Origin of the sequence: Streptomyces sp. NBC_00726 (assembly GCF_045161735.1) — a bacterium.
Taxonomy (GTDB): domain Bacteria; phylum Actinomycetota; class Actinomycetes; order Streptomycetales; family Streptomycetaceae; genus Streptomyces.
Genome location: NZ_CP108983.1, coordinates 5,306,531 through 5,330,793 on the forward strand (window position 1 = coordinate 5,306,531; position 24,263 = coordinate 5,330,793).

The window sequence follows — 24,263 nt, forward strand, 5'->3', positions numbered from 1 at the left end:
CGGCCCCGACACACTCAGGTGATCTTCTCAACCAAGCAGAATGTTGCTCAATAGGCACATTCCAGCCATCAGAAGTGCTGCTAGGGCAAAATCGACCGACAGGCGGGCCGTCCGCAGCTTCCTGTCCGCCAGCCAGGCCAGCACGTGCAGTCGGCGGCCCTCGACATGCCGTTCCAGCTCCCCGCGGGCGGCCGTGTTCGCGCCGGCCCGATGGTGTGCGAGCGCCTCGCGCATCAATTCGGTGTACAGCCCCGTCCTCGGGACCGCGGGCCGCAGCGCGAGCAGCGCGGCCCCTGTCGCGGCCATCAGCAACAGGCACATCAGGACCAGGGAGGCGACTGCGACCGGGGGCATGCCGGGCGTGGCCGACAGCACCGCGACCCCGGCGGCCAGCAGGCCGCCGGCTATTCCGCACAGCGCCGTTGCCTTGGTGTCGGCCCTCTGCACCTCGACGAAGGCGCGTTCCGCGTGTCCTCGCAGCCGGTCCGTCTCCGTCGGCGTACTGCCTGGCTCGTGCATGCCGTTGCACATCCCTCCGTGGCCGTCGCCCGCTTGTCGTGGCAGTTGCCAGCCTGCGCCCGGCGGGCGGGGTCCGATGCCCACCGCGGGGCAGGGGGAGCGGAAGGTTGCTCACTCCGCGATGGTTCGCCTTTGGTCCAGACCTGTTTGGTCCAGACCTATTGACGGGTTGGGTCAGCCCTTCTACGATCCCGTCGATCGTCGCACTGCGTTTCTCCAGTTCATTCGAGGCCGTGCGGCCACGCCCCCCCACGCTCACGTCCACGGCACGTGGCGAGAATGGAGCACAGCATGTTCCGTCGGAGGATTCGTACGCTGCCCGGGGTGGATGACGGGCATTCGGCCGCCGTCCGGGCCCGGCGCGGTTCGACCGTACTGACCCGTGCGATTGCCGGGGTGAGCGCTGCCACGGTCATCGGTGCCTGTGTCACGCTGGTCGGTTCCGGGTCGGCCGGGGCCGCCGATGCCGCCAATCTGGTGACCAACTCCGGGTTCGAGAGCGGGCTTTCGGGGTGGTCCTGCACCGATGGCTCGGGTGCGGCTGTCAGCAGTCCGGTGCACTCCGGCTCGTCCGCGTTGAAGGCGACGCCGTCCGGGCTCGGCAACGCCCAGTGCAGTCAGACGGTGAGCGTGCAGCCCAACTCGGCGTACACGCTGAGCGCGTTCGTCCAGGGCAGTTACGTCTATCTCGGGGCCAGTGGCACCGGTGCCAGTAGCGAGCCGCAGACGTGGACGCCCGACTCCTCCTCGTACAGCGAGCTGAGCGTCGGCTTCACCACCGGTGCGAACACCACGTCGGTGACGGTCTATCTGCACGGCTGGTACGGGACGCCCGCGTACCTGGCGGACGATGTGTCGCTCACCGGTCCCGGTGGCACGACGCCGCCGCCGACCGACCCGCCGACGACACCCCCGCCCACCGACCCGCCGACCACCCCGCCGCCCACCGATCCGCCGACCACGCCGCCGCCGACCGACCCGCCGGGCGACGCCACCTGTGCCACGAAGCCCAAGCCGGCCGGCAAGGTGCTTCAGGGGTACTGGGAGAACTGGGACGGCGCGTCGAACGGGGTGCACCCCGGTATGGGGTGGGTCCCCATCACCGACAGCCGGATCGCGCAGCACGGGTACAACGTCATCAACGCGGCCTTCCCGGTCATCCTTTCGGACGGGACCGTCCTGTGGGAGGACGGCATGGACGCGGGCGTGAAGGTGTCGACGCCGGCGGAGATGTGTGAGGCGAAGGCGAACGGCGCCACGCTCCTGATGTCGATCGGCGGCGCGACCGCGGGCATCGACCTGTCGTCGAGCCAGGTCGCCGACCGCTTCGTGGACACGGTCGTCCCGATCCTCAAGAAGTACAACTTCGACGGGATCGACATCGACATCGAGACCGGGCTGTCCGGCAGCGGGAACATCAACACGCTGTCCGCCTCCCAGTCCAACCTGATCCGCATCATCGACGGTGTGCTCGCCAAGATGCCCGCGGGCTTCGGCCTGACGATGGCGCCCGAGACCGCGTACGTCACCGGCGGCAGCGTCACGTACGGGTCCATCTGGGGCGCGTACCTGCCGATCATCAAGAAGTACGTCGACAACGGCCGGCTGTGGTGGCTCAACATGCAGTACTACAACGGCAGCATGTACGGCTGCTCCGGCGACTCGTACCAGGCCGGCACCGTGGAGGGCTTCGCCGCTCAGACCACCTGCCTCAACAACGGCCTGACCATCCAGGGCACCACGATCAAGGTGCCGTACGACAAGCAGGTGCCCGGCCTCCCGGCCCAGCCCGGCGCGGGCGGCGGCTACATGGCGCCCGGTCAGGTCGGCCAGGCGTGGAACACGTTCAACGGGTCGCTCAAGGGCCTCATGACGTGGTCCCTCAACTGGGACGGCTCGAAGGGCTGGTCCTTCGGCGACAACGTCAAGTCGCTCCAGAACCGCTAGCCGGATCCCAGCCGCACGTGGACCCTCGTCCGCTGCCCTGAAACTGCCTCCCGGGCCGCCGGTCGCGGAGCTGCCCCGGCCTTAGCGTCGGGGCACAGCACCAATCCGTCGAATGGGAATGGGAGGGGCAGGATGAACAAGGGTCTGCGTACGGCCGCGGTTGCGGCGGCTCTGGTCACCGGGATGGTCGCGGCGGGCAGTGCGCCCGCCGCGGCGGCGGGGCGCTCCGAGCGGATCACGTCGCAGGAGCAGCTCGCCGCGAACCTCGCCAAGGCCGTCGCCGTGGAACAGGCGAACGGCGCGGTGGACCACGGTGTCATCGGCGGCATGGTCGTCACCGCGACCGACGTCCGACCGGCGAGCTGCTAGGGGTGCGGAGGTGACCACCGTGGACGGGTCCGCGGGGCAGGCGCCCCTGAACTGGTGTCCCTCCGGCGACGCGAGTCGTCCGGAGAGCGTGGTCCTCGGCGTCCGCTCCGGCGACGGCGGCGAGGTCGTCTACCTGGCCGAACCGGTGCCGGCCGCCGATGTCCTCGGCGCCGTGCCGGAAGGCATCGCGCCCAACCGGGTGCTGCGGTTCGCCTCGCACTGCGTGTCGGAGTGCGCGAACCGGGTGGGCGACGCGTGCGGCCTGATCGAGCGGATGCGCGTCGTCCCGCCGGAGGACGGGGCGGACGAGCGGTCCCTGCCACGGTGTCACCTCCGCCCGCAGTGCAAGTGGTGGAACCAGGTGGGCGTCGAGGGCTGCCGTCGCTGCCCCGCCGTCGTCACCCTGAATCCGCACGACGACGAGCTGAGGGTTCTCGTCGCCGGCCCGGACACCACTCTGGAGCAGGTGGAGGAGTGGATGGCCGCGGCCGAGTAGACCGTGGGCACCACCCGGAACAGCAGGGGCCCCGCGCCGGGCGAAACGGTGCGGGGCCCCGTTCGTTGCATGTACGGGGCGAACGGGCCCCACGACCGAGAGAGGGATGTTCCATGGCCGACTGGATACGCCGTTTCCACCCCGCGCCCCACGCACCCGTCCGGCTGCTGTGCTTCCCGCACGCGGGCGGCACCGCCGCCGCCCAGTACGACCTGTCGGCCGCGGTCAGCGGGACGCTCGACCCGCTGGTGGTGCAGTACCCGGGCCGGCACGACCGCTTCGGGGAGCCGCCGGCCGAGCGGGCGGAGCAGATCGTGGGGGCGGTGCTGCGGGAGCTGCCGGACCCGGCGGACCGGCCGCTCGCGCTGTTCGGGCACAGCATGGGCGCCCTGCTGGCGTTCGAGACGGCCCGGATGCTCCAGGACCTGGGCCGTCCGCCCGCTGCGCTCTTCGTGTCGGGGCGCGGCGGGCCCTCCCTGCCGCTCCCGGCACGCTGGTCGGAGGAGCTGTCCGACGACGGACTCCTCGCCGAGATGCGGCTGCTGGCCGGGACGAGCGAGGATCTGCTCGCCGACCCCATGCTGATGGAGCTGGCGCTGCCCCCGCTGCGCGCGGACTACCGGCTGCTCGGGCGTTACGCGTATGTGCCCGGGCCTCCGCTGCGCTGCCCGGTGGTGGCGCTGGGCGGCGACGCCGACCCACGGGTGCCCGTGGCCGAACTGGCCGCCTGGGAGCGGGAGACGGCCGTCGGCCTGACCACGCACGTCCTGCCCGGCGGCCACTTCTACCTGGACGCCGTGCTGCCGGAGGTGGTGCGGCTGGTGACGGGCGCCCTGGGACGGGTCCGTAAGGCACCCGTGGCGTACTGAACCACCGCGACGCGGGAGGGGGTCGGCGGATGTTCCGCCGGCCCCCTCCCGCCGTTGGCCCCTACACGTTCTCGAACTCGCTGAGCAGCGCGTCCAGCGCGTCGTCGGGGCTGCCCGACGCGACGATCCGCCGCGCCAGCTCGTCCAGCGTCAGCTCCTCCAGGAACAGGGTGAGCGGGACATCGAGGCCGAGGTCGTCGCGCAGGCAGCCGACCAGGTGGACGGCGGCCAGCGAGTCACCGCCCGCCGCGAAGTAGGTCATCCCCATGTCCTGCTCGCCCGCGAGCCCCAGGGCCTCCACGATCAGCGCCCGCACCGCGGCGTCCGGACCCGCGTCCGGCCCCGTGTTCTCCGGCGCCTCCACCGCCCCGGCCGGAGTCCGCACCGCGTCCAGAGACAGCGCCCCGAAGCTCTCCCCGGCGAACGGATACCCGGGCAGCGAGACACGGCGGCCCCGGTCCGGCCCGTCCGGCAGCTCGCCCCGCAGCCACGCCTCGCCCCGCGCACGCGGCCCGGCCGGGTCGCCGGGCCGCGCGCCGGGGCGGCCGAGGGCCAGCCCGTCGAGCCGTGCCGCGGCCTCCGCGTGGTCCCCGGCCACCACATACCCGCGGACCGCCAGCGGGGCACGGCCCAGCCGCAGCGTGCGGGCGACGTCGGCGAGGTCCGGCGCCGCCGGGCCGCGCAGCGCGGCGGCGAGCCGGCCCGCGAGCGCCCGTAGCGCGTCCTCGCTGTGCGCGGACAGCAGCAGCGCCTCCGGCTCCCGCTCCGACGGCGCCCCGGCGGCCGCGGTGCGCGGCGGGGCCTGCTCCAGGACCACATGGACATTGGTGCCGCCGATGCCGACGGAACTGACCCCGGCCCGGCGCGGCCCGCCGGCGGGCTCCGGCCACGGCTCGGCCTCGGTGACCACGTGGAACGGCGAGTCGCCGAGCCCCAGTTCCGGGTTGGGGCGGCCCGCGCCCGCCGTCGGGGCGATGACACCGTGCTCCAGCATCAGCACGGTCTTGATCACCCCGGCCACGCCCGCCGCCGCGTCCAGGTGCCCGAGGTTGGCCTTCACCGAGCCGAGGGCGACGGACCCGGTGCCGGCGCCCGCGAACGCCGCGCCCGCGGCGCTCGCCTCGATCCGGTCACCGAGCCGCGTCGCCGTGCCGTGCGCCTCCAGGTACTGGGCGTCCGCCGGGTCGAGACCGGCCGACGCCCACGCCTCCCGGATCGCGGCCGTCTGCTGGTCCACACCCGGCGCGGTGAAGCCGACCCGGGCGGCGCCGTCGTTGGTGACCGCGCTGCCCCGGACCACCGCGCGGACCGGGTCCCCGTCGGCGAGCGCGTCCGCCAGCCGGCGCAGCACGACGACACCGACGCCGTTGCCCGGCACGGTCCCGCCCGACGCCTCGTCGAACGGGCGGCAGCGGCCGTCGGCCGAGAAGATCCCGCCCTCGTAGTGCACATAGCCCCGCCTGCGTACGGAGTCCACGGCGACGCCCCCGGCGAGCGCGGTGTCGCAGTCACCGAGCAGCAGCGCCTGGCAGGCGAGGTGCAGCGCGCTCAGCGAGGTCGAGCAGGCCGTCTGCACGGTCAGGCTCGGACCGTCCAGGCCCAGCCGGTACGAGATCCACGGCGCCAGGAACTCACGGTCGGTGAGGATGCGCGTCTGGAGCGCGCCGTGCTGCGCCGCGAGCGCCGGATCGGTCTGCGCGGCCAGCATGTGCTCGGTGACCCCGCCGCCGACGTACACGCCGGTGCGCGCCGGCGCGCCGAGCGGGTTCAGGCCCGCGTCCTCCAGCGCCGACCACGCCGTCTCCAGCAGCAGCCGGTGCTGCGGATCGAGGACGGCGGCCTCGGTGCGGTTGAAGCCGAACAGGGCCGGCTCGAAGCGGTCGGCGCCCTCCAGCACGCCCTTGGACGGCACATGGTCGCGGCCGGCGACCTGGGCGGGGTCGGCGCCGTCGGCGAGGAGTTCCGCCTCGGTGAAATCGGTGACGGAGACGACCCCGGCCAGCAGGTTCTGCCAGTAGGCCGCCAGATCGGGCGCGCCGGGGAAGCGGCCGCTCATGCCGATGACGGCGATGGCGGAGTCGAGGGTGTCGGGGGCTGCGGGCTCGGTCATCGTGACATGCCTTTCCGGGAGCGGAGTCGTCCGGCCGCGGCGTGCCGCTGATGGCGCACCCGGCCGTGGGCGGTGGAGCCGCCGGGGTCCGCCGGGGCGGCGGGGCGGTCCGTACGGATCTGGTCGAGGCGGCCCGCGAGGGCGGCGACCGTGGGGAGGCGGAACAGGTCGACGAGCCCGAGACGCCCGTCCGCGCCGGCCTCCCGGAGCGCGACCAGGACCCGCGCCAGGCGGACGGAATTGCCGCCCAGCTCGAAGAAGTTGTCGTGCAGGCCGACCCGGTCCGTCGTCAGCACCCGGGCCCAGATCCCGGCGACGAACCGCTCGGTCGGGGTGCCGGGGCCCGCGCCGGCCGGCTCCGGGGCGCGCCGGGTGACGGACGGCTCGGGCAGCGCCGCCCGGTCGGTCTTGCCGTTGCTGCTGAGCGGCAGTGCGTCCAGGCGTACGAAGACCTCCGGGAGCATGAACGCCGGCAGCCGCTCGGCCAAGTGGGCGCGGAGCACGTCGTCGGCGGGCGCGGCGGCCGGGTCCCGGCCCACCACATATGCGACGAGCCGCTGGTCCGCGCCCGTGCCGCGCACCGCCGCAGCGGCGACCCGCACCCCCGGGTGGGCGGCCAGCAGCGACTCCACCTCGCCGAGTTCGAGCCGTACACCGCGCAGCTTCACCTGGAGATCGGCACGGCCCAGGTAGGCGACCGCGCCGTCGGCGTCGACGCGCCCGAGATCGCCCGTGCGGTACATCCGGGTGCCCGGGGCGCCGAACGGGTCGGCGACGAAGCGCTCGGCGGTGAGGCCCGGCCGCCCGGCATAGCCGCGGGCGAGCCCCGCGCCGGTCACGTAGATCTCGCCGGTGACGCCGACGGGCACCGGGCGCAGCAGCTCGTCGAGAACGTAGGCGCGGCTGCCGGGCACCGCGCGGCCCAGCACCACCGGGGCACCCGGCAGGAGGTCGGCGGTGTGCGAGTAGACGCTGACCTCGCTGGGCCCGTAGGCGTTGACGACCCGCCGGCCCGGCGCGTGCAGCCGCCCGACCAGCTCGGCGGGGCACGCCTCGCCGCCGACCGCGACGGTGCGCAGGTCGGGCAGGGCGCCTTGGATGTCGGGCAGCAGCATGGCGGCGGACGGCGGCAGGAACACGTAAGTGATACGGGAGTCGCGCAGCCGGTCCAGCAGCGCCTCGCCGAGCCGTTCCTCCTCGGTCGGTACGTGCAGTTCGGCGCCGGCGACCCACGGGAAGAACAGGTCGGACACGGCGACGTCGAAGCCGAACGCGACGAACTGGAGCACCCGGTCGCCGGCCTCGACCGGGAAGGCGCGGCGCACGGCCATGGTGAGGTTCGCCAGCGCGCGGTGCTCCACGGCGACCCCCTTCGGGCGGCCCGTGGAGCCCGACGTGAACAGGACGTAGGCGAGGTCGCCGGGGCCGGGGGCCGGGCCGTCGTGGACGGGCGGCGGCTCGGCCGCCGGGACGTGGTCGACGCGCAGCTGCGGCACGCCGAGCGCACCGGCCCGTGTGGTGGTGGCGTCCGAGGTGACGAGCAGCGCAGTGCCGGAGGTGGCGAGCATGTCGCGGAGCCGGTCGTCGGGGTGGGCCCGGTCCAGCGGCACGTACGCGCCGCCCGCCCGCAGCACCGCGAGCGCGGCGATGCCCTGGAAGGCCGAGCGCGGCAGCAGCAGCCCGACACGGGTGCCGGGGCGCACCCCGGCACCACGCAGCCGCGCGGCCAGCGCGTCGGCACGCGCCAGCAGCGCCCGGTAGTCGAGGCGTTCACCGTCGTGGACGAGGGCGGTGGCGTCCGGGCGGGCCGCCGCGACCTCGGCGATCAGGTCCGGCACCAGCCGGCCGGCGGGGGCGGCGTCCGCGAGGCGGTCGTTCTGCGCGAGGAGCAGCCGGCGTTCCCCCGGCGGGACCATGTCGAGACGCGACAGCGGGGCGTGCGGGTCGGCGAGCAGGGCGTCGAGCAGGGCACGGAAGTTGCCCGCCCAGCGGGCCGCGGTCGCCGGGGCGAACAGGTCGGTGCGGTAGATGAACTGCGCCGCCAGGTCCTCGCCCCAGCGCTCCACATGCAGATGGAAGTCGAACTTGGCGGTGTCCAGCGAGAGCGCGAGCCGCCGGGTGTCCGTCCCGGCCAGGTCCAGGGCGAGTTCGGTGTCGTCGTCGTACGAGAGGACGACCTGCACCACCGGGTCGTGGCCCGGCTCGCGTACGGGGTTGAGGGCGTCCACCACCGCCTCGAACGGGGCCTCCTGGTGCGGGGCGGCGGCCCGCAGGGCGGCGCGCACCCGGCCGGTCAGTTCGTGGAAGGACGGGTCGCCGCCCACGTCCACCCGCAGGGCGAGGGTGCCGGCGAGCATCCCCACGGTGTGCTGGAGGTCGGCGTGCTCACGGCCGGAGACCGGGTAGCCGACGACCAGGTCGGTGCGGCCCGTCAGGCGGCACAGGAACGCCGCGTACGCCGCGAACAGGGCGGCGAACGAGGTCGCGCCGGCCGCACCGGCCGCCTCGGCCAGCCGGGCCCGCACGGTGACGTCCAGCGCGAACGGCACCGAGCCGCCGTCGGCCGAACGCACGGTGGGACGCGGCCGGTCCGTGGGCAGTTCGAGGACGGCGGGTGCGCCGCGCAGGGACTCCGCCCAGTGCGCGACCGCCGCCGCGTGCTCCCCGGCGGCCGCCCGCCCGCGCTGCCACAGGGTCGCGTCGGGGAATTGCAGGGGCGGTTCGGGCGGGCTGTGCGGCCGCCCGGCCGCCTCGTCCCGGTAGGCCGCGCCCAGCTCCCCGAGGATCAGGCCCAGTGACCAGCCGTCGCAGACCAGGTGGTGGGCGTTGAGCAGCACCCGATGGGTGCCGTCGTCCAGTGCGTACACCGAGGCGCGCAGCAGCGGTCCGGTGCCCGGGTCGAAGGGGCGGGCCGCGTCCCGCCGCAGCAGTTCCCCGGCCCGGCCGGCGGGCACGTTCCGCTCGACGGTGAGCGCGGCGCCGCCGGTGGCGCGGACGAGCTGGGTCCGGGTGCCGTCGGGCGCGACCCGGAAGACGGTGCGCAGCGCCTCGTGCCGGGCGACCAGGACGTCCAGCGCACGGCCGAACGCGCCGGCGTCGAACGGTCCGGTCACGGCGAACGCCGCGGGCACGTTGTACTGCGCGGTGCCGGGGTTCAGTTCGTCGAGCACGAGCAGGCGCGCCTGGGCGTCGGAGACGGGGAACTCGTACTCCTCGTCGGCGGCCGGCCCGGCGAGGCAGAGGGTCTCGGTGGTCATCGCTCACTCCCCCCGGAGGGTGGTTTCGAGGACCTGGGCGACCCGTGCCGCCTGGTCCGGCTGAAGGACTTCGCTGTGCGCGCAGTCGAGTTCGTGTACGTGGAGGGCGGCGGCCACGGACCGCCAGGCGGCCGCCTTCTCGGCGGTGCCGGCGTGCGCCGCCCGGGTCGCGGAGAAGAGCGTGACCGGTCCGTCGTAGCGGGACGGGCGCCAGGCGCGCGCCAGATGGATGTGGTGGACGCCGGTGTCGGCGAGCGCGTGCAGCACCCGGTCGTCCATCGCGGCCAGCGCCCCGTCGGCGGCGCGGACCGCGGCGAACACCGCCGCGCGGTCCAGCCTCCCGGCGGGCCCGGGGACACCGGGGGCGTGGCTGTGGAGCAGGATGCGCAGTGACTCCTGCTCGGCCACGTCGTCGCCGACGCGGGGGGTGCCGGGCGGCTGCGGCATGGCGTCCAGCACGGCCAGGACCCGCACCCGCTGCCCCTGCGCGCGCAGCCGTACGGCGATCTCATGGGCGACGGTGCCGCCGAAGGAGCGGCCGGCCAGGGCGTACGGGCCGTGCGGCAGCAGGGCCCGGATGCGCGCGGTGTACTCCTCGGCCAGCGCGGCGACGCTGTCCGGACGGCCGGCCTCGGGCGAGGTCAGCGCGGGAGTCTGGAGGGCGTACACCGGCCGGTCCGGGTACAGCCGGGGCAGCAGCGCGGCGAACGACCAGCCGAGGCCCAGCGCCGGGTGGACGCAGATCAGGGGCGTGCGGTCGCCGCCGCCGCGCAGGGTGAGCACGGGCGTCAGATCGGCGAGGGGTTCGGCGGGCGGCGCGACGGCCGCGGCGAGGCGGGCCGGGGTCGGGGCCGCGAACAGGGCGGCCAGCGGCACCCCGGACAGGGACGCGAGGCGCAGCGCGGTGAGCGAGTGGCCGCCCGCCGCGAAGAAGTCCGTGTCCGGGCCCACCTCGGGCACCCCCAGCACCTCGGCGAACCGCTCACGCAGCAGCCGCTCACGCTCGGTGCCCGGGGCACGCTCCGGGCCGGGGCGGATGCCGTCGCGCGGGGCGGTGAGCACGCCGGCGGGCTCGGGCAGCGCGGCCCGGTCCGTCTTGCCGTGCGGGGTGAGGGGGATCTCCGCGATCTCCGCCCACACGGCGGGCACCAGGTGCCCGGGAAGCTCCCGGGAGGCGTACTCCCTTACCCGGGCGAGGAGTTGGCCCGGGGCGGAGTCCATGGACGAGCCGGGTGCGGGAAGCAGCCAGGCGGCGAGGCGTCTGCCGCCCGAGGCGTCCGGGCGGGCGGCGACCACCGCCCGCCGTACACCGGGGCAGCGGGCGAGCACCGCCTCGACCTCGGCGGGCTCGATCCGCACGCCTCGTATCTTGAGCTGGTCGTCGGCCCGGCCCCGGAAGTCCAGCAGACCGTCGGGGCGCCGCCGGACCAGGTCGCCGGTGCGGTACATCCGGGAGCCGGGCGGCCCGTACGGGTCGGCGACGAACCGCTCGGCGGTCTGCCCGGGCCGGGCGAGATAGCCGTCCGCGAGACCGGTCCCGGCGATGTACAGCTCGCCGGTCCCGCCCGCCGGGACCTGACGCAGCAGGGCGTCCAGGACGTGGGCACGGGTGTTGTCCAGCGGACGTCCGACGGGGACCGGGCCCGGGGCCCCGTCCGCGGTGTGCGCGGTGGCGAAGACGGTGGTCTCGGTGGGCCCGTAGCCGTTGACGACGGCGGTGCCGGGGCAGTGGGCGCGCAGCCGGGCCACGGTGGCGGGGTCGAGCACATCACCCCCGGCCCACACCTCGGCGACCCCGCCGAGCGCGTCGGGCGCGATCTCGGCCAGGGTGCGCAGGAGTTCGGGCGTGAGGAACAGCGCGGTGATCCCCTGACGGGCGGTCACCCGGCGCAGCACCTCGGGGGTGACCGGGCCGGGCGGTGCGACGACGACGGTCCCGCCGTTCAGCAGCGGCACCCATGTCTCGTACGTGGACGAGTCGAAGGTGTACGGGGCGTGCGCGAGCACACGGCGGTGGGCGGCGCCCCGGAACCGGGCGTCGGTGGCGAGCTCCACGACGGCCCGGTGCGGCACGAGCACCCCCTTGGGCGTGCCGGTGGACCCGGAGGTGTACAGCACACAGGCGCCCGAGCCGGGGTGCGGCGCCGGGAGGCGGCCGCCGGAAGGGGCGGCGGGGGAGCGGACGGGCATGGCCGTCAGTCCTGCGGGCAGCGCCGGCGGGGAGGCGGCCGTCAGGGCCAGGCGGGCGCCCGTCTCCCGGACGGCCGCGGCCAGCCGGGCCGGTGGGTGGGCCGGGTCCAGGGGGAGCCAGCGGGCCCCCGCCTTCAGGACGCCGAGCTGGGCCACCACGACGTCCGCCGAGCGGGGCAGCAGCAGCGCGACGGTGTCGCCGGGCGCCGTCCCCGCGTGGACCAGCCGGGCGGCCAGCGCGTCGGACGCGGCGTCCAGCGCCGCGTAGGTCAGGACGCCGGATTCCGACTCGACGGCCGGGGCGTCCGGGGTGCGGCCGGCCTGTTCCGCGAACCGCCCGGTGAGGGTGGCGGGCCCGGCCTCCGGCCGGTGCGGGCCGGCTGCCAGCGCGGTCAGCCGCCGGTGCTCGGCGGACGGCAGCACGTCCAGCGTGTCCGCCGCACGCCCGCCCCCGGCCGCGAGGAGTTCCAGGGCGCGGGACGTCCGGGCGGCGAGGTCCGCGGCGGACAGGCCCCGGCGGCAGCCGACCGAAAGCAGCAGCCGTTCGCCGGCACCGACCGCCAGCGTCACCGGGTAGTGCGTGGCGTCCGCGACCTCGTGCAGGGCCAGTTCACCGGGGCCCGGGTCGCTCTCGGCGCGCTGCGGGAAGTTTTCGAACGCCAGCACGGAGTCGAACAACTCGCCCGTCCCGGCGGCGCGCTGGACGTCGGCGAGGCGCGCGTGCTGGTGCGCGGCGAGCCGGGACTGCTCGTCCTGGAGCCGGATCAGCAGGTCGTCCACCGACTCGCCGCCGCGCAGCCGTACCCGTACCGGCAGGGTGTTGACGAACAGGCCCACCATGCTCTCGACGCCGGGCAGCTCGTGCGGGCGGCCGGAGACGACCGCCCCGAACACCACGTCACGGGAACCGGTGGTGCGGGCGAGCACCAGCGCCCAGGCCGCCTGGACCACGGTGTTGAGGGTGACCCCGGCCTGCCGGGCGCGGCGCGCCAGGGCGGCGGTGTCGTCGGCGGTCAGCAGGACCCGGGCGCGGTCGAGAGCGGGGCCGCCGCCGTCCGAGGGGGCGGCGGGGCCGAGGAGGGAGGCGGCAGGGCGCAGATCCGCCAGCGCATCGGCCCACGCCGCACGTGCCTTGTCGGCGTCCTGCCGGGACAGCCAGGCGAGATAGTCCCGGTAGGGGGCGGCGGGCGGCAGCGGACGGCCCGCCGTCAGGGCGGCCAGGTCCGCCTCGACCACCGGCATCGACCAGCCGTCGAGCAGCAGGTGGTGGAAGGTCAGGACCAGCTCGGAGCCGTCGTCGCGGCGGACGAGCGTCGCCCGCAGCAGCGGTGGCCGGGCCGGGTCGAAGCGGCGGGCCGCGTCCGCCCGCAGCAGCCGGTCGGTGCGGGTGTCCGCCTCCGGCGCGGTGAGACCGGTGAGGTCCGCCTCCCGCCACGGCACCCGCACCGCGCGCGGGACGACCTGCACGGGCTGCGCCAGGTTCGCGTGGCGGAAGCAGGCGCGCAGGTTCGGGTGGCGTTCCAGCAGCGCGGACAGGGCCGCCCGCACCCGCCCCGGGTCGACGCCGGGGCCGATCCGGAAACGGGCCTGGACCAGATAGGGGTCCGGTCCCGCGGTGTCCCGCAGGGTGTGGAAGAGCAGGCCCTCCTGGGCCGGGGACAGCGGCAGGACGTCCTGCACGTGCGCGTTCACCGTCCGGCCTCCTCGGTGAAGCCGTCCGGGAACCCGTCCCCGAGGTCGTCCCCGAGGTCGTCCCCGAACTCCTCCCCGAAGGTGTCCTGGAACTCCAGGCCCCCCACCAGCGCGTCCAGCTGACCGGCGTCCAGGTCCACCAGCGGGAAGTCGGACGGGGTGTGGCCGGCGGCGGGGGCGTCCACGGCGTCGGCGGCCAGGGCGGCCAGCTCGGCGGACCACAGACCGGCCAGCTCCTCGGCCTCCTCCGCGGTGAGCACGCCCTGGGCGTACGAGAAGGTGGCTTCGAGACGCGGAGCCTCCTCCGTGCCCCGCGCCAGGACGTCGATCTCCAGGGCGTGCGCCACGGGCACCGCGTCCGGACCGGTGTCGAGCAGCCGGCCGCCGGCCGCGTCGTCCCCGGCGAAGCGGCCCAGGTAGGCGAAGCGGACGTCGGGCACCGGCAGCTCGGCCAGCGCCGGACCGGCGGTCGGGTGCAGATGGCGCAGCAGGCCCCAGCCGATCCCCGCCGACGGAACGGCCCGCAGCTGTTCCTTGACCCGCTTCAGCGCGGCGGCGCCGGTGTCGGTGCCGAGGCCGAGGCGGACCGGGTACTGGGTGACGAACCAGCCGACGGTGCGCGAGACGTCGACCGGTACGGACAGGGTCTCGCGGCCGTGCCCCTCCAGGTGGAGCAGCAGCCCGCCGCCCCCGCCGCGCCGCCGCACGGCCGCGCGGACCAGGGCGGTCAGCAGCACGGCGTCGGCACCGCAGTGGAACGCGGCGGGCAGCTCGATGAGGGCGGCCCGGGTCAGCGTGGCGTCGAGCTCGGTGGTCACCGCGCCCCGGCGCCGGCCGGACACACCGGGGGAGCGGTGCCCGGCCGGAAGCAGCCGGTCCTCCTCCGCGCCCGTCAGCCGGCTCTCCCACCAGCCGAGTTCACCGGACACACCCTCCGCCTCCGCGGGCAGCGACCGGGCCCAGTGGGCGAACGGGGTGCCCAGGCCGGCCGTGGGCGCGGTGCCGTGCTCCAGCAGGTGCGCCAGGTCCTCACCGAGGACCCGCCACGAGACCCCGTCCACGACGAGGTGGTGGACCAGGAGCAGCAGCACCCCGGGCCGGTCCGGACCGGCGTCGTACCACGACGCACGCAGCATCTCGCCGCGCTCCGGGTCGAGTTCGGCGCGCAGCGCGGCCGCGCGGGCCGGGTCCAGCGGGTCCGTGCCGGCGGGCACCGGTATCCGCTCGGTGACCGTGCCGGCCGGGGCCGGCTCCAGCGCCCAGTCGCCGGCCCCGCCGGCCGGCCGGACCAGCCGCGTCCGCAGGCTCGCGTGCCGCTCGACCAGCGCGGTGACGGCGTCGCCGACCCGCCCGGGCGCGGTGCCGGCGGCCACCGGGAACGCCATCGCCTGGACGAACGCGGTGGGCCTGCCGTCCTGTTCGCGCCACCAGCGCATGATCGGGGTCAGCGGCAGCCCGCCCTCCGCCGGATCCGGACCGGCGGCCGCCTCCCGGCTCACCGGACGGGCCGTCAGGGCCAGCCGGGCCGGGGTGCGGCCGGTGAAGACGTCCCGGGGGGCGAGCAGGAGGCCCGCCGCACCGGCCCGGGCCGCGAGCTGGATCGCCATGATGCTGTCGCCGCCGAGCCGGAAGAAGTCCGCGTCCGGGTCCACCTCACCGGTCCCGAGGAGTTCCCCGTACAACGCGCACAGGATCTGCTCGGCGGTGGAAGCGGCCGGGCGGGCCGTTCCCGGCGCCCCGGCGCGGCCGCCCGTCCGGGGGGCGGGCAGCGCGGCCCGGTCGACCTTGCCGTTCGCGCTCAGCGGGAACGCGTCGAGGACCACCACGTCGGCCGGGACCATCGCGGCGGGCAGCCGCAGGGCCGCGTCGGCGAGCACGGCGTCCGGGTCCGGGGCCTGCCCGGCGGCCGGCACCACGTACCCGACGAGCTGCGGGCGGCCGGCCGCACCCTCCCGTACCACCGCCAGCGCACGGGCCACGCCGGGGTGTTCGGCGAGGGCGGCGGCGATCTCGGCGGGCTCCATCCGCAGGCCGCGCAGCTTCAGCTGGTCGTCGTCGCGCCCCAGGAAGCGCAGGGTGCCGTCGTCGTCCTGCCGGGCCAGGTCGCCGGTGCGGTACATCCGGGCGCCGGGCGGTCCGTAGGGGTCTGCGGTGAAGCGTTCCGCGGTCAGCCCGGGCCGGTGCAGATAGCCGTCGGCCAGCGGGCCGGTGAGGTAGAGCTCGCCCCGGGTGCCCGGGGGGACCGGCCGGAGCCGTTCGTCGAGCAGCCGCACGCCGGTGCCGCGCAGCGGACGGCCCAGCGGCGGTCCGGTCCGGTCGCCCGCGGCCAGCGGCGCGGACAGGGTGACGGCGACGGTGGCCTCGGTGGGCCCGTAGACGTTGTGCAGGCGGCGGCCGTCCACCGCCCAGCGCTCCACCAGCTCCGGGGGGCACTCCTCGGCGCCGACCGCCACGGCCCGCAGCCGTGGGTAGTCGCCGGCCGGGACGGTCGCCAGCACGGACGGTGTCGTCATGGCCGCGGTGACCCGCCGCACGAGCAGTTCGCGCCCCAGGTCCTCGCCGGCCAGCGGGCCGGGCGGCGGGAGCACCAGGGTGGCGCCGGCGCCGAAGGCCATGCAGAGGTCGGCGACCGAGATGTCGAAGGTGGGCGGCCCGAGCTGGAGCACCCGGTCCCCGGGGCCCAGGCCGAGCCCTTCCACCAGCGAGGCGGCGAGCGCCGCCAGTCCGGTGTGCGGCACGACGACGCCCTTCGGCACGCCGGTCGACCCGGAGGTGTGAATCAGATACGCGGGCGCGGCCGGCGGGGGCTGCGGCCCGTCGAACGCGGGCCCGGCGCAGGGCTCTTCACCCGGCACGAGCACGGGTACGGCACCGGAGACCGCCGTACCGGGTGCCTCGTCCGCGACGAGCAGGACCGGGGCCACATCCGCCAGCGTGCGGCGCAGCCGTTCCGCCGGGTGGTCCGGGTCCAGCGGCAGGCAGGCCGCCCCCGTGCGCTGCACGGCCAGTGCCGTCACCGGCCAGTCCGTGCCGCGTCCGCGCAGCATCGCCACGATCCGGCCCGGTCCCGCCCCGCGCCGGGCCAGTTCCCCGGCCAGCAGGTCGACCCGGCCGGCCAGTCCGGCGTACGACAGCACTTGGCCGCCGAGGTCGAGCGCGGGTGCGTCGGGGGTCTCGGCCGCCCGGCGCGCCACCAGCGCGGGCAGCGCCAGCGGTTCGGTGCCCGCCGCCCCGCCCGACGCCAGGCCGAGCAGCCGCTCGCGCAGCTCCGGCGGCACGATGTCGATGTCGCCGACGCGCCGCGCCGGGTCGGCCGCGACCTCCCGCACCAGCTGTACGTAGCACTCCGCCCAGCGGGCCACCGCCTCCGGCGCGAAGGTGTCGGCGCGTACCTCGAAGCTGCCGATCATCTCGTCGCCGCTGTCCTTCACCACGCCGACGAGATCGTGCTCGCCGCCGGTGTGTATCCGCTCGGGTTCGGCGAACTCGCGTACGACCGACACGCTGGGCTGCTGCGTGAGGTGCATGAACACCCACTGGAACAGCGGGGACCGGCCGAGGCTGCGCTCCGGCGCGGTGGCCGCGACGATCCGGCCCACGGGCAGGTCCGCGTTGGCCACCAGCTCCGGGAAGTCGGCGGCGAACCCCGCCAGGAGGTCCGTGAAGGAGAGGCCGGGGCGCACCCGCCACCGGGTGGGCACGGCGTTCATGACGTATCCGACGACCCGGTCCAGGCCCTTCGCGGACCGGTTCGCGACCGGCGTGCCCAGCACCATGTCCTCGGCGCCGGTGACCCGGTGGGCCAGCACCGCGAACGCCGCCATCAGCACCCCGTACACGGTGGTGCCGGAGCGGCGGGCGAGCGCGCGGACGGCGGCGGCGTCGCGCGCGTCGAGGGTGAAGCCGATGTGCACGATGCCGTCGCGGTCCCGCCGGGGCGCTTCGGCGGCGGTGCCGTGGCCGACGGGGACGAGCGGGGCGGGCAGATCGGCCAGGTAGCGGCGCCAGAAAGCGAGCCGCTCCCCGAAGACGCCGGCCTCCTCCAGATCGTCCTGCCAGGCGGAGAAGTCGGCGTACTGCACGGCCGGCCGGCCGGTGCGGTGCGGGGTGCCGTCGCGGAACGCCAGGTACGCCTCCGCGAACTCGTTCTGGAGTACGTCGAAGGACCACCAGTCGGCGATCACATGGTGGACGCTCAGCATCAGCGTGGTGCGCCGGTCGTCGACCCGGACGAGCCGGGCCCGCACCAGCCGGCCGCCGTCCAGCTCGAACGGGCGCCGCCGGAAGGCGTCGAACGCCCGGTGCACGGAGGTGCCGGTGCCGCGCAGGTCGTCGTGTTCCAGCTCGAAGGGACCGGCCCCGGGGAAGTCGACGTCCAGCGTGCCGTCCGGTGCCTGGGTGACCCGGGTGCGCAGGATGTCGTGGTGCTCCTGGAGGCGGGTGAACGCCGCCTCCACATGCGCGGGGTCGACGGGGCCGGTGAAGTGGTAGGCGCTGCACAGGTTGAGGGCGGGGGTGCCGGGATACAGCGCCTCGTACGCCCACAGGTCCTGCTGGGCGGGGCTGAGCCGGACCGGGCGGCCGGGGTCGCGGGGCGGGACCACGGCGGGCACGTCCCGCACCCGGCCGGCGGCCACCAGCCTGCGCAGCAGTTCGACCCGCTGTTCGCGGCCGAGGGCGCTGAAGCGGTCGGCGAGGGAGCCGGCCGGCCGCGCTCCGGGGATGACGGGGGCGGTCATGACAGGCTCGCCTTCAGTTCGGCCAGCCGTTCCAGGCCGGCGAGTACGGAGTCGGTGCCGATGCCGAAGTCGATGAAGCAGGCGACCTCGTCCACGCCCAGGTCGGCCAGGTCGGCCAGCATCTTGGCGCAGTGGCCGGGCGAGCCCAGCAGGCTGCCCCAGTTCAGATAGCGCTCGAAGGCGAACTCCGCGAGCAGCGCGGTCTTCTCCTCGGTGAGCGCGGCGGTGTCCGCGTCGGCGGTGCGGTTGGCGGAGGTCTGGCGCAGATAGGAGGCGAGGTACGCCTTCAGGGGGGCGGCGGCCAGCCGGCGTACCTCGGCGTCATCGGCGCCGACGTAGGTGTGCGCCATCAGCGTCACCCTGCCGTGCGCGTCGGTGCCGCGCTGGTCGGGTGCGGCGGCGCAGGCGGCGCGGTAGCGGGCGATGCGGTCGGCGAGGTCGTCGCGGCTCTGGCCGACGGTCGCGCCCAGCACACCGCAGCGCAGCCGGCCGGCCGCCTCCCAGGTCGCCGGGTTGCCGGAGGTGGTCACCCACAGCGGCAGCGTCTCCTGCACCGGCCGGGGCTGGGGCAGCACGTGCACCGGGGTGCCGGTGCCGTCCGGGAACTCGGCGCCCTCGCCCGCCCACAGGGCGCGGAGCAGGGGGATGCTCTCCAGCGTGCGGGCGCGGCGGTCCGCGTACCGGCCGGGGGCGAGGGTGAAGTCCGCGGAGTGCCAGCCGGTCGCGACGGAGAGGCCGGCCCGGCCGTGCGAGAGGTTGTCGACGACCGCCCAGTCCTCCGCGACCTTCAGCGGGTGGTGGAGCGGCAGGACGACGCTGCCGGCCCGGATGCGGATGCGGTCGGTGGCCACGGCGAGCGCGGCGCTCAGCACCGGCGGGCTCGGGAAGACCTGCCCGACCTGCTGGAAATGGCGCTCGGGCGTCCACAGGGCGTGGAAGCCGAGCCGGTCGGCGGTGCGGGCGACGGTGAGGATGTCCTCGTACGTGCGTTCGTGCCGCACCTCACCGGTGGCGGTGCTGTCCGCACCGAAGAACATCACACTGAGGTCCACTGCCTGTCCTCCTGGACACGGGTGCCGCGGTGGGCCGCGGCCGGCTGGGGGGTGGGGGCGGCGCCGCGCGGGATGCGCGGCGCGCGCGGGATGGGGGCTGCCGCCGGACGCGCCGGCCCGGTGGCGGCTTCGAGTTCCGCCGAGAGCGTGGCCACGGTGGGCGTGGCGAAGAGCTGCGCGGCGGTCACCGGACGGCCGGGGGTGCTGAGCCGGGCGGCGACGCGGACGGCGCGCAGCGAATTGCCGCCCAGCGCGAAGAAGTCGTCGTCGCGGCCGACCCGGGCCACGCCCAGGACCTCGCGCCACACCGTCCCGATGCTCTCCTCGGCGGGGCTGCCGGCCTCGGCCGGTGCGGGGCGGACGGGCGCCGGCAGCCGGTCGCGGTCGTCCGCGCGGCGCGGCGGCGCGGGCAGGCCGAGCGCGGACAGCGGGGTGTCCGGTGTGTCGGCCAGGGCGTCCAGGGCGCGCGGCAGGGTGTCCGCGAGCCAGCCGACGAACGGCTCCTCCAGCGCCCCCGTCCGGTATTCGAAGGTGAGGGTGAGGCCGCCGGGGGTGCCGTCGGCCGCGGTGTCCTCCGAGACGTCGACCAGCAGGTCGAAGCGGGCTGACCCGGTGCGCACGAGCTCCACGCCCCCTTCGGCGCCGGGCAGGGCGACCTCGGCGCGGGCGTTGTTCTGGAGCGCCAGCACCACCTCGGTGAACGGCTGCCGGCCGTGCCTGCGGGCCGGGTTGAGGGCGCCGACCACCTGCTCGAACGGCACGTCCTGATGGGCGAGGGCGCCGAGGTCGGCGTCCCGGACCCGGGCCAGCAGCCCGGCCGGTCCGGGGTCGCCGGCCGCGTCGACGCGCAGGACCAGCAGATTCACGAAGAAGCCGACGACGTCCTCGACATCGGTCTCCGCGGCCCGCGCGGCCACCGGCGCGCCGATCGCCGTGTCCGGTCCGGCGCCGGCCGCCAGCAGTGCGGTGAGCAGCGCGGTGTGCAGGGCCATGAACAGGGTGGCGCCCCGGGCCCGCGCGGCCTCCTCGATCCGGGCGTGCGCCGCGGCGTCCAGCCGCCGTACGACGACCCCGGCGTCCGGGCCGGGCGCCGCGGGGGCACCGGGCCGGCGCGGCAGCAGCGGGCCGTCGGCGTCGAGCCCGGTCAACCGCTCCTTCCAGTAGTCGATCTGGCGGGCGGCCGGGGAGGCGGGATCGGTGGGCCGGCCGAGCCGCGCCATCCGGCGGCGGGCGTGCTCGGCGTACGGGACGGGCAGCCGGGGCAGGGCGGCGGCCCGGCCCTCGGTGCGGGCGGCGTAGGCGCGCGAGAGGTCGCGGAACAGCGGGCGCAGGGACCAGCCGTCGCCGGCGATGTGGTGCACCAGGACCAGCAGCGCGTGTTCGCCGGGCCGCTCGCGGAGGGTGAACAGCACGGCCCGGAAGGGCAGTTCGCCGGCCAGGTCGAAGCGGTGCCGGGCGGCCAGCTCGACGCGCGCGGTCAGTTCGGCCTCTCCGACCACCTCGTGCGTGAAGGACGGCCGGGCCCGGTTCCCGGTCCGTACGCGCCGCACGGGGATGCCGTCGCTCTCGCCGAACAGGGTGCGCAGCACCTCGTGGCGGCGGGCCACGTCGGTGAGCGCTCCGGCGAGCGCGTCCGGGTCGACGGTTCCGCGCAGCCGGACCAGCATCGGCAGGTTGTAGGCGGCGCCCGTCCCGGTCCGGTCCAGGAACCACAGCCGCTGCTGGGCGTCGGAGACGGGCAGCGGGCCGGCCGCGGTGGCCGGCGCGGGCCGCCGCACCGCGGCCGGAGCGCGGTCGGCGAGGCGGGCGAGCCCGGCCGGGGTCGGCGCCTCGAAGACCGTCCGGATGCCGATCTCGACGCCCAGCGCGGAGCGGATGCGCCCGGTGAGGCGCGCGGCGAGCAGCGAGTTGCCGCCCCGTACGAAGAAGTCGTCGTCGGCACCGGCCGGCACCCCGAGGATTTCGGAGAACAGCGCGCACAGGGCGGCCGTGGCCGGGTCGGCGGAGCCGTCCGCCCCGGTGGTGTCCGAGGGTGCGGCGGGGGCCGGCAGCGCGGCCCGGTCCAGCTTGCCGCTGGGCGTCAGCGGCAGCGCGTCCAGGGCGACGAAGGCGGCCGGCACCAGGTGGTCGGGCAGCAGGGCGGCGGCGTACGCGCGCAGGGCGGTGGCGGGGGGCGCGGGGGCGGTGCGCGGGACGACGTACGCGGTGAGCCGACGGTCGTCCGCCGGGTGGGCGTGGACGACGACCGCGGCCCGGTCCACGTCCGGGTGTCCGGCGAGCGCGGCCTCGATCTCGCCGGGCTCCACGCGGAAGCCGCGTATCTTGACCTGGCTGTCGGCCCGGCCCAGATGCTCCAGCACCCCGTCGGCGCGGCGGCGCACCAGGTCGCCGGTGCGGTACAGGCGTTCGCCGCCGGGGCCGGCCACGAAGCGCTCGGCGGTCAGCGCGGGCCGGCCGGTGTACTCGCGGGCGAGGCCCGCACCGGCCGCGTACAGCTCGCCGGTGGCCCCGTCGGGGACCGGGCGGAGGTCCTCGTCGAGCACGTACAGGCGTTTGCCGGCGAGCGGGCGGCCTATCGGGAGCGGGCCGCCGGCCGCCAGATCCGCGTCGGTGACCCGGTGGGTGGTGAGGAACACCATGCACTCGACGGGGCCGTAGCCGTTGCTCAGCCGCAGGCCGGGCCGGCGGGCCAGGGCGCGGGCGACGTGCGGGGGCGACAGCGCCTCGCCGCCGACGATCAGTTCGGCCGGCCCGTCGAGGGCCTCCGGGTATTCGTCCACCACCACGTTGAACAGCGACGACGACAGGTACATCGAGGTGACGCCGTGCTCGGCCGCCAGCCGGGACATCTCCAGCGGCTCGGGCCGGCCGGGCGGGTGCAGCACACAGGTCCCGCCGTTGACGAGCGGACCCCACAGCTCCAGGGCGAACGCGTCCCAGGACAGCGGCGCGCACTGGAGCCAGACCGCGCCGGGGCCGAAGGACGCGAAGTCCTGGCCGGTCAGGGTCGCCGTGACCGCGTGGTGCGGCGCGGCGGCCCCCTTGGGGCGGCCGGTGGAACCGGAGGTGAACATCACGCAGGCGGGGGCGAGCGGGCTCACCGGGACCGCGCCGTGCGGCAGCGGGGCCAGGCCCGCGGCGTCCTCGGGGTGGACCGGCCGCCCGGGGACGCCGTCGGACGGCGTGCCGCGCGGCGCGACCACGGCGGTGACACCCGCGTCCGCCGCCATCGCGGAGAGCCGCGCCGCCGGGAAGGCGGGGTCCAGGACGACATAGGCGGCGCCGGCCTTGAGGATGCCGAGGACGGCGGTCACCAGGGCGGCCGACCGCTCAAGCCGCACGCCGACGGTGTCGCCCGGCCGCACCCCGCGCGCCACGAGCAGAGCGGCGAACCCGGCCGCGCGCCGGTCGAGTCCGGCGTACGTCAGCCGCTCGGCGCCGGCCACCAGGGCGAGCGCGCCGGGGCGGGCGAGGGCCTGTTCCTCGACGTGTTCATGGACGCACTTCATCGCGGACCTCCTCGTGGCGCTCGGCCCGGTCACCGGTGAGCCCCTGTGCGGCGGGCGTGTCCCCCGTGACGGGGGTGGCGTCGGCGTCGGTCATCACCGTGTCGATCTCGCGGATGTTGCGGCTGGCGAGACCCCACAGGGAGACCCCGATGCCGGCGAGACCGGCCAGGAAGAACATCCCGGCCATTCCGCTGCCCGGGCCGTCGCCGAACAGCGGGCCGAGGACGGTGAACAGGCCCGAGCCGCGGGCGGCCGCCGGTTCGAAGACGGAGTCGGCGAGCGGACCGGCCAGGGCGGTGGCCAGCGGTACGGAGATGTATCCGAGGAACATCACCGCGCCGAAGACCCGCCCCTGCCAGTCCTGCGGGACCTTGGTCTGCACGATCGCGTTCATCTGGGAGTTGACGATCGTCATCAGCAGGGCGCCGATCAGCACGGCGGCCGACCAGCCGGCCGTGGAGTCCGCGAAGGCCATGCCGACCAGGGCGGACAGGCACATCCCGATGACGCCGAGCATCATGCCGCGCCCTCGGTCGCGCGGGCCTCCCCAGGCGGCCATCAGCAGTCCGCCGGCCACCCCGCCGATCCCGATCGCGGTGTTGACGGTGGCCAGCGCGGCCTTGTCGGCGCGCAGCAGGACCATCGGCTGGATCAGTGCGAACCCGAAGACCATCACCAGGTTGACCACGCAGAAGTTCACGATGAGGTCCCGGAGCCCCGGGGTGCGGAAGAGGTAGCGCAGGCCCTCGCCGGACTCCGCGGTGATCCGGCGGCGCGGCCCGGTGGGCGGCGGCGCGGGCCGGTCGCCGGTCAGCCGCACCACGCGTACGCCGATCAGCGCGACGGTGTAACTGACGAGGTCCAGGAGCAGGGTCGGGCCGATCCCGAAGACGGTCAGCATCAGCCCGCCCAGGGCCGGGCCGCCGATGCTCGCGGCGCTCTTCGCACTGCCCAGCAGCCCGTTGGCGCGCCCGAGCTGGTCCTTGCGGACGAGCAGCGGCACGGCCGAGGACAGCGCCGGGAGCTGGAAGGCGGACGCGGCACCGAGCAGCGCGGTGGCCACGTAGACGTGCCAGGGATGCAGGGCGCCGAGATAGTGCAGCAGCGCCAGGCAGCCCACCACCAGCAGGCCCCCGGCGTCGGCCAGCTGGAGCGCGGTCCGTTTGCGCATACGGTCGACGATCGCGCCCGCGACCGGGCTGAGCAGGGCCTGTGGGAGCAGCGCGCACAGCGAGAGCGCGGTGACGGCGCTCGCCTTCTCCCCGGAGGACCAGACGCTGACGACGAAGGCGAACCGGACCGCCGCGCTGCCGACCAGCGAGACGGTCTGGCCCGACCAGACCAGTAGGAGCGGGCCCATGCCGGCGAACCGGCCGGGCCCGGAGTCGGTTGGAGTTGCTGTCACTGCACTGCCCCCAGGACGGTCGCGTGCGGTCGGGGACACCGGGACGGGTGGCCCGGGTCCGCTCTCTCATGGGCCGTCAGCATGGGGCGGGCGGATACCGTCGCGTTCC

Annotated in this window: 12 protein-coding genes; 4 read left to right on the forward strand and 8 right to left on the reverse strand. The window is 75.9% G+C overall.

Translation table 11 applies throughout. The features are described from left to right. Positions 1-27: 27 nt before the first annotated feature. A complete protein-coding gene (locus OG338_RS23810) occupies positions 28-519 on the reverse strand; it encodes a hypothetical protein (RefSeq protein ID WP_405939244.1) in 492 nt (163 codons plus the stop codon). 291 nt (positions 520-810) lie between these two features. Here OG338_RS23810 and OG338_RS23815 point away from each other — a divergent pair, with 291 nt between their 5' ends. From OG338_RS23815 to OG338_RS23830, 4 genes are all read left to right on the forward strand, one after another. Continuing rightward, positions 811-2,466, forward strand: a complete 1,656-nt coding sequence (locus OG338_RS23815; protein WP_405939245.1) for a carbohydrate binding domain-containing protein — start codon at positions 811-813, stop codon at positions 2,464-2,466. 132 nt (positions 2,467-2,598) lie between these two features. Continuing rightward, positions 2,599-2,835: a hypothetical protein gene (locus OG338_RS23820; protein WP_405939246.1), complete on the forward strand. Its 237-nt coding sequence runs from the start codon at positions 2,599-2,601 to the stop codon at positions 2,833-2,835. 19 nt (positions 2,836-2,854) lie between these two features. Next, complete coding sequence (locus OG338_RS23825; protein WP_405939247.1) at positions 2,855-3,331, forward strand: hypothetical protein; 477 nt, start codon at positions 2,855-2,857, stop codon at positions 3,329-3,331. 113 nt (positions 3,332-3,444) lie between these two features. Next, positions 3,445-4,200 (forward strand): thioesterase II family protein, encoded by a 756-nt coding sequence (locus OG338_RS23830; RefSeq protein WP_405939248.1) that lies wholly within the window; start codon positions 3,445-3,447, stop codon positions 4,198-4,200. Positions 4,201-4,261: 61 nt separating this feature from the next. Here the strand turns inward: OG338_RS23830 and OG338_RS23835 are convergent, their stop codons facing one another. Genes OG338_RS23835 through OG338_RS23865 form a run of 7 tightly spaced genes read right to left on the reverse strand, consistent with a single transcriptional unit; the run spans position 4,262 to position 24,154 of the window. Next, positions 4,262-6,310: a beta-ketoacyl synthase N-terminal-like domain-containing protein gene (locus OG338_RS23835; protein ID WP_405939249.1), complete on the reverse strand. Its 2,049-nt coding sequence runs from the start codon at positions 6,308-6,310 to the stop codon at positions 4,262-4,264. Further along, positions 6,307-9,567 carry a non-ribosomal peptide synthetase gene (locus OG338_RS23840; RefSeq protein ID WP_405939250.1) on the reverse strand — a complete coding sequence of 1,087 codons (3,261 nt, stop codon included), beginning with the start codon at positions 9,565-9,567 and terminating at the stop codon, positions 6,307-6,309. Before OG338_RS23840 ends, OG338_RS23835 begins: the two co-directional genes overlap by 4 nt. Positions 9,568-9,570: 3 nt before the next feature. Next, positions 9,571-13,449, reverse strand: a complete 3,879-nt coding sequence (locus tag OG338_RS23845; RefSeq protein ID WP_405939251.1) for an amino acid adenylation domain-containing protein — start codon at positions 13,447-13,449, stop codon at positions 9,571-9,573. Continuing rightward, the gene (locus OG338_RS23850) at positions 13,446-18,188 is read right to left on the reverse strand and encodes an amino acid adenylation domain-containing protein (protein WP_405939252.1); all 4,743 of its coding nucleotides are present in this window, start codon (positions 18,186-18,188) and stop codon (positions 13,446-13,448) included. The genes OG338_RS23845 and OG338_RS23850 overlap by 4 nt, the downstream gene beginning before the upstream one ends. Next, positions 18,185-19,240 (reverse strand): MupA/Atu3671 family FMN-dependent luciferase-like monooxygenase, encoded by a 1,056-nt coding sequence (locus OG338_RS23855; RefSeq protein WP_405939253.1) that lies wholly within the window; start codon positions 19,238-19,240, stop codon positions 18,185-18,187. Before OG338_RS23855 ends, OG338_RS23850 begins: the two co-directional genes overlap by 4 nt. After that, on the reverse strand, positions 19,225-22,749 hold the full coding sequence (locus tag OG338_RS23860) for an amino acid adenylation domain-containing protein (protein WP_405939254.1): 3,525 nt from the start codon (positions 22,747-22,749) through the stop codon (positions 19,225-19,227). Before OG338_RS23860 ends, OG338_RS23855 begins: the two co-directional genes overlap by 16 nt. After that, a complete protein-coding gene (locus OG338_RS23865; protein ID WP_405939255.1) occupies positions 22,733-24,154 on the reverse strand; it encodes an MFS transporter in 1,422 nt (473 codons plus the stop codon). Before OG338_RS23865 ends, OG338_RS23860 begins: the two co-directional genes overlap by 17 nt. Between the last annotated feature and the right edge of the window lie 109 nt (positions 24,155-24,263).